The sequence below is a fragment of the Frankia sp. CcWB3 genome (assembly GCF_977927595.1).
Window position 1 is genome coordinate 1 of record NZ_CDWRCK010000378.1, and the last position, 2,926, is coordinate 2,926.

Here is a 2,926-nt window from a genome sequence, read left to right on the forward strand (position 1 = left end):
CGCGCTGTTCGTGCTCGTGGCCGTTCCGATCGGCCATCTCTCCCTGGGCGTCAACGACGATCGGAACCTGCCTCCGTCGAGCGCGGCCCGATCGGCGGCCGAGATCCTGCGGGCGGGCTTCGACGGGCGGGAGAGCAGCCCATTGCGGGTCGTCGGCGTGGATGTCCCCGGGCCGCCCGGCGGGGCGGCGGTCGCCGGGTACGCGGCCGCACTCTCGCGCGTTGACGGAGTGGCCCGGGTGGACGCCCCGGACGGCAGCTACCTGGACGGCCGGCGGCTGGGTGGGGCGACGCCCGCGGCGCGCCCACGCCAGGCCGTCGCGGATGCCGTCTATCTATCGGTGGTTCCGGCCGTCGAACCGATCTCCGCTGAAGGCACCCGGCTGGTACGCGGCCTGCGTGCGGTCCCGGCGCCGTTCCCGGCCCTCGTCGGCGGCCAGGCGGCCGAGCGGGTCGACACGATCGACGCGATCGCCTCCCGAGCCCCGCTGGCCGGCGCGGTAATCGCGCTGGTCACCTTCGTCGCGTTGTTCCTCATGCTCGGTTCCATCGTCGTACCGCTGTCCGCGCTGGCGCTGAACATGCTCACGATGGCGGCGGTCTTCGGGCCACTCGTGTGGATCTTCCAGGACGGTCATCTCGCCGGCCTGTTGGACGTCACCGCGACCGGCAGCCTGCCCGCCGGCATCCCGGTGCTCGTGTTCTGCGTGGCCTTCGGCGTGTCAATGGACTACGGCGTGTTCCTGCTCTCCAGGGTCAGAGAGGAGTACGACCGGACCGACGACCCGATCGGCTCGGTGGCGACGGCGCTCGGCCACACCGGACGGATCGTGACCTTCGCGGCCCTGCTGCTCGCCGTCGTCTTCGCGGGCTTCACGACCTCGTCGGTCGCCGCCCTGAAGCTGCTCGGGCTGGGCCTCGCGCTGGCGGTGCTGCTCGACGCCTACGTGGTGCGCGGCCTGCTGGTGCCCTCGGTACTCCGGCTCGTCGCGCCGATCGCGTGGTGGGCGCCGGGACCGCTGCGTCGCTTGCAGGAGCGGATCGGCCTGACCGAACACGCCAGGCCACAGGCCGATCCGTCGACGGCCTCTTCCCTGGCCGTGCCCGAACCAGCCCGGCCAGCCGGGACAGCCCAACCGGACCGGCGGTGAGGGAGACCGGAATCCGATGTCACCGTCGGCCCGCAGCACCCCGACCGTGAATCCACCGGTTCCGGATGCCGTCCGGAACCGGTGACCCGGCAGGCCTCGACCGCCCGGTCGCAAGGACCGCGGCGGCGTGCTCGCCGTCGTCCTCCCACCAGTCGCCTTCCTTCTCCTGCTGGCGCTTCTCCTGCTAACGCTGCTCCTGCTGGCACTGCCGGTACTCGGGGCCGGCAAGGTATGGGCCGGCTGGGGCGGCCGGATCATCGACACCGCACGCCCGGCGCCGGCTCGGATCGTGCTCTGGGGCGACTCGCTGGCCTGGGAGGCCCGGGAGACGTTCAGCCGGCTCGCGACAGAGGGCGGCGCGCAGGTTCTGGTACGTACCTTCGGTGGGACCGCGCCCTGCGACTGGCTCGCCGATGTCGATGTCCAGATCCGCGCCTGGCGGCCGACGGTCGCCGTGCTGGCCTTCTCCGGAAACACGATATCGGCGTGCATGCGGGGACGCGACGTCGCGACGGCCTACCCCGCCGACACCGGTGCCGCCGTCCGGTTGTTACGCGAGGCCGGGGTACAGGTCCGTCTCGTGGTGGCGCCACCCCGGCCCGACCAGCCCGTCCGCGCGGACGGGATGACCGACCTCGACCGGATGTGGCGGGCGATCGCCGCGGCGCACGACGGCACGGAAGTCGTCTTCGCCGACCTTGCGGTCACCATGCGCGGTCGATGGAGCGACCGACTGCCCTGCCAGGCCGGTGAGCCCTGCCGACCGGACGGCACCGTGGTCGTCCGCGGACCCGACCACGTCCACTTCTGCCCGGTGACCGTACCCGTGATGATCCCCTGCCCGGTGTTCAGCGCGGGGGCCGAGCGATACGGAGCCGCGATGGCCGCCGCCGCGCTCCCTTCCCTGAATCGGGTGCACGGTACCACCAGGGAGCCGCCCGCCGTATCCTGGTGATCATGGGTCGCGTCGGCTGCAACGGTAACGGGGACACCCGCGAGAAGGTGCTATCAGGCGACAGACCGGACACAACCTCCGACCATTACGATCCACCGAACCCGATCAAGCACCCGCCCCGACGTGTCATCCCATCACAAACCCACAGGCCAACGACCTACCGGCGCCATCTGACCGGCGCCACCTGAATGGACACGTCTCGCGGTCAGCGGGAGCGGTACGCGCCAGACCGGTGCTCGACGGCGGTCACAGTCACGGTCACGGTGCGGTTTTCCTCATCGATTTTTACAGCACGCGGTAGCCGCCGCGTCGAGCGGAGCAGGTGCCCTCGTACGGCGGGAGGAGGAGTCGTTTACCGAGCCGGTGGGGGTTGTCCAGAAGCATGGTCGTGATGAACTCGCGGACAGCCGCCGCGATCTTCTCGGGCAGTCGGCTGGCGAGAGCGCGAGCCGCGGGACCGGTGATCCGGAGTTCGAACGGCTGCTCACCGGCCTCGGTCACCTCACGTCGGGCCGGTCGGCGCTCCGCGCCCGTTTTGTCATGAGCGCGGCGAGTTCCTCGGCATCGAGAACGTCACCGGCCTCGACCGCGTCTCGGGACTCCGCAAGCTGCCGCATCGCCTCCCGGCTCGCCAGCACGTCCAGCGTCTCCTCCAGCGCCGCCAGATCATCGGGAGAGATCAGGACTGCCACGGCATGCCCATGGCGGGTGATCTCCACCCGATCATGAGTTCGCTCCACCTCGTCGATGAGCTCCGACAGGCGGTTACGCGCCTCGGTGAACGGCATGACGGTCATAACCGCGAGCCTACCGGGAACTGG

The 2,926-nt window shown here is 70.8% G+C and carries 4 protein-coding genes; 2 read left to right on the plus strand and 2 right to left on the minus strand.

Annotation, left to right across the window (positions count from 1 at the left end):
- Window positions 1-1,150: MMPL family transporter (locus ACY5KJ_RS19360; RefSeq protein ID WP_462204037.1), on the plus strand; the 1,150-nt coding region annotated here is incomplete at its 5' end.
- A gap of 127 nt (window positions 1,151-1,277) precedes the next feature.
- Window positions 1,278-2,105, plus strand: a complete 828-nt coding sequence (locus ACY5KJ_RS19365) for an SGNH/GDSL hydrolase family protein (RefSeq protein WP_462188871.1) — start codon at window positions 1,278-1,280, stop codon at window positions 2,103-2,105.
- 285 nt (window positions 2,106-2,390) lie between these two features.
- On the opposite strand, the gene ACY5KJ_RS19370 is transcribed toward ACY5KJ_RS19365, so the two are convergent.
- Window positions 2,391-2,606, minus strand: coding sequence for a type II toxin-antitoxin system RelE family toxin (locus ACY5KJ_RS19370; protein WP_462188872.1), 216 nt, complete (start codon window positions 2,604-2,606; stop codon window positions 2,391-2,393).
- Window positions 2,603-2,926 (minus strand): type II toxin-antitoxin system Phd/YefM family antitoxin (locus ACY5KJ_RS19375; protein ID WP_462204038.1); only part of this gene is annotated, 324 nt, incomplete at its 5' end. The genes ACY5KJ_RS19375 and ACY5KJ_RS19370, both read right to left, overlap by 4 nt.